Origin of the sequence: Persicitalea sp. (assembly GCF_041751555.1) — a bacterium.
In the GTDB taxonomy this organism is placed as follows: Bacteria; Bacteroidota; Bacteroidia; order Cytophagales; family Spirosomataceae; genus Persicitalea.
In genome coordinates this window covers 1-3,008 of record NZ_JBGSXF010000164.1, presented here as the reverse complement: position 1 = coordinate 3,008, position 3,008 = coordinate 1, and the positions used below count along the sequence as shown (strand labels likewise).

Annotated in this window: 3 protein-coding genes and 1 pseudogene; 3 read left to right on the top strand and 1 reads right to left on the bottom strand. The window is 49.2% G+C overall.

Annotated elements, in window-relative coordinates:
• The 3 genes from ACEW8P_RS05675 to ACEW8P_RS05665 form a co-directional block, all read left to right on the top strand.
• Positions 1-520, top strand: a 520-nt coding sequence (locus ACEW8P_RS05675) for a M35 family metallo-endopeptidase (protein WP_373512133.1), incomplete at its 5' end; no start/stop codon positions are given.
• A 381-nt stretch (positions 521-901) separates the two neighbouring features.
• A protein-coding gene (locus ACEW8P_RS05670) for an ISAzo13 family transposase (RefSeq protein WP_373512135.1) occupies positions 902-2,124 on the top strand; the annotation gives its coding sequence in 2 pieces (ribosomal slippage) (positions 902-1,337 and positions 1,337-2,124; 1,224 coding nt in all).
• A gap of 179 nt (positions 2,125-2,303) precedes the next feature.
• Positions 2,304-2,657 (top strand): type II toxin-antitoxin system PemK/MazF family toxin, encoded by a 354-nt coding sequence (locus ACEW8P_RS05665; protein WP_373512134.1) that lies wholly within the window; start codon positions 2,304-2,306, stop codon positions 2,655-2,657.
• A 142-nt stretch (positions 2,658-2,799) separates the two neighbouring features.
• On the opposite strand, the pseudogene ACEW8P_RS05660 reads toward ACEW8P_RS05665, so the two are convergent.
• Positions 2,800-3,008, bottom strand: a pseudogene (locus tag ACEW8P_RS05660) (hypothetical protein); the annotation flags it as partial.

Sequence of the window (3,008 nt, the reverse complement as noted above, 5' to 3'; positions counted from 1 at the left end):
CGCGGCGGTCAAAGATGCCGATCTTCTGGCGCGAGCCGGTTTTCTACATCTTGATCGCGTGTGGGACATGAAGCGGAGAAATCGAGTGAAATTCTGGACGAATGATCCGGTGCTGAGTACGTGGTTCGGCACTGGAAGACTATCAATCCATCAGATCAGGCTTACCCGCCGCCGGATTCGGCGCGTTCACAATTTTCTGGCCAACAAGCGACTGCGAATTCGGCTGAAAGAGCAAAAGGACACGGCCGTTAACGGGCATAATTACGGTGGGCCGTTCTCGCCCAAAACGTTTGTCCTGTTTCCGGCCTGGTTTGCGCAGCGCGCAGTCGTGCGCCCCGGGATCATCGTCCACGAGTTGTTCCACCAATGGTTCATTGACCATAAGGACAATTCGGGGAATAAATACGGTGCGCAGGCGGCACGCAACATCGCCCGTCAAAAACCGATCAGGGCGCGACGGAACCCCGAAAACTATGAGCATTACGTTCTGAACGTGTTCGGCTGGCAGGGTAATGGTTGACACAGGAATAGTCGCCCGGCGACTATTCCTTAAGCTGTCGTTCTAGCTAAAGCGCCGCAATGAAATAGAATTAGTGTTCAGGCACGACGGGCAGCTGAGGAAAAATTTCCTAAAAGGGACTTTTACCGGCGATGCCATAATCGCCCTGCTGTGCTTAGCAGCCATAATCTAAGCAAGATTCTGCGCCACTTGGCGTTTTTATGCGCCCATTTGGGAATCAGCTTTAATCAGTTATTGGATAACAGTTTGACAAACCTAGAGTTCAGGTGATCAAAAAATGGGTTTTCTTTAGGGAAGATTATTTACACTATAACGAAAATTGACTAAGTAGCCTAGAAAAAATAACTTGAACATTTGTGCAAAGCCGACTATCGTTGGCGCATGGATAATGTAGCACTGATTACCAATAAATATAAAGTTCTTTCAGAGCGGTTAGATGAAGCGACGCTACGGTTATGGGCTGCCGTGGAAGCGCAATCTCTAGGTCGAGGGGGCGTGAGTACTGTAGCTAAAGCCATAGGAATTTCTCGTGCGACGATTTACGCGGGATTGAGTGAACTGGATAGTCTGGAATTGGCGCCGGTTAACCCGAGCGTGCCTAAGTCCCGTGTTCGTAATCCCGGCGGCGGACGGAAAAGACTTGTTGACAAGGATCCAAGCCTTCCTCAAGACTTGGAAAAACTGGTGGATATAGATTCTCGCGGAGACCCGATGTCGCTCTTGCGTTGGACCTGCAAAAGTACGCCCCGATTGGCAAAAGAACTGGAAAAGCAAGGCCACAAAGTAAGCCAGAGAACCGTGTGCGACCTCTTGACAGAACTGGGTATAGCCTGCAATCGACACGTAAAACGCACGAAGGCGGAAAGCATCCCGACCGGGATGCGCAATTTCAACATATTGCCCATCAAGTGGCCTCCTATCAAACGGTTGGCGATCCAGTGATCTCGGTTGATACCAAGAAGAAGGAGTTGATCGGCGATTTCAAGAATGGCGGTCAAGAATGGAAGCTCAAGGGAAAACCAGAGGAGGTTCGAGTTTATGATTTCATTGATGCCGAGTTAGGCAAGATGGCGCCTTATGGCGTTTATGACCTGATCGCTAATCAAGGCTGGGTGAGTGCCGGGATAGACCATGATACCGCCGAATTTGCCATTGAAAGCATACGCCGCTGGTGGCAGGAAATGGGCAAGCCGTTATACGCCAGCGCGAAAAACCTACTGATTACGGCGGACTGCGGAGGTAGCAACGGCTATCGAGTTCGCTTGTGGCGCTTGCAATTACAGAAGCTTGCAGATGAGATTGGGCTGACCATTCAGGTGTGTCACTTTCCGCCGGGAACCAGTAAATGGAATAAAATTGAACACCGCATGTTTTGTCATATTACCCAAAATTGGCGTGGACGCCCCTTGCTGAGTCGAGAAGTTGTCGTGAACCTAATTGGTAATACGACCACGGTGGAGGGACTGAAAATTCAGGCAAAACTAGATGAAAACCTCTACGAGGCAGGTATCAAAGTTTCAGATCAAGAATTAGCCGAAGTGACCATAAAGTGTGATGCTTTTCATGGTGAATGGAATTACAAAATTATGCCCAGGACACCATGAAATTAATACAAAGTGTTCAAGTTATTTTTTCTAGGTTCCTAAATAGAACAACTATTCGCCTCGAATGATCGAAAAATCCTGCCTAACCAGCTCTCGCCCTCGCTACGATCGCTATTCTCGGACAGCCTCCTGGCCTTGTTTAGAACTCTGAATTTTTAGAAGCGCCCTAAACTGTCCAGATTATCTTTAGCCAAGGAGGATTCTGGATAGACTACAATCCACGGGCTGATTGTGAAATACGCGATATTCATCCTTTCTTGGTGCCATCCCCGTTTGCGTGCAATGATACATTTTTTGTTATTAGCCTACTCATGACAACCTCTGACTATAATAATGCCGATCATCCCTTCACTGTCGCTGTCGCTGTCGCTGTCGGTAAAGCGCCTAACATTACTCAGATGAGCTATATCCTTTGCCATCAGCCTGAATCATTCGACGGCGGGGACGTTGTGCCAGCTCTCATCTGCGGCAGACTTAACGGCAGATTGTTTGTGCGGGTTTGTAAGCGTCTCAACCAGATCATTCAGCCATGAACAAGGCATTTGTCAGGGAATCCGATCAGCCGGATGACGGCGATGATGATGTGACATTATCTCCGCTGCCGCCAGGTGGCAAGAATTACATGACACCCGGTGGATACGCCCGTTTAGCAAGTGAATATCGCTGGCTGCTGGATCAGGAGCGACCCGGGGTAACGGCAACCGTTTTTTCTTCACCGATGCGATTGGCAAAACGTACCGTTGCTCCCAAAAAGACACGGTAGCTGTTTTCACGGGGCGCGGCCGGATCGATCACTTCTGCGCTATCCAGCCGTTTGGACAGGAAACGCAGGCGACGATCTATTTCCCGCAGTCGTTTGTTTCCGTTAATATAATAGCCGTTAT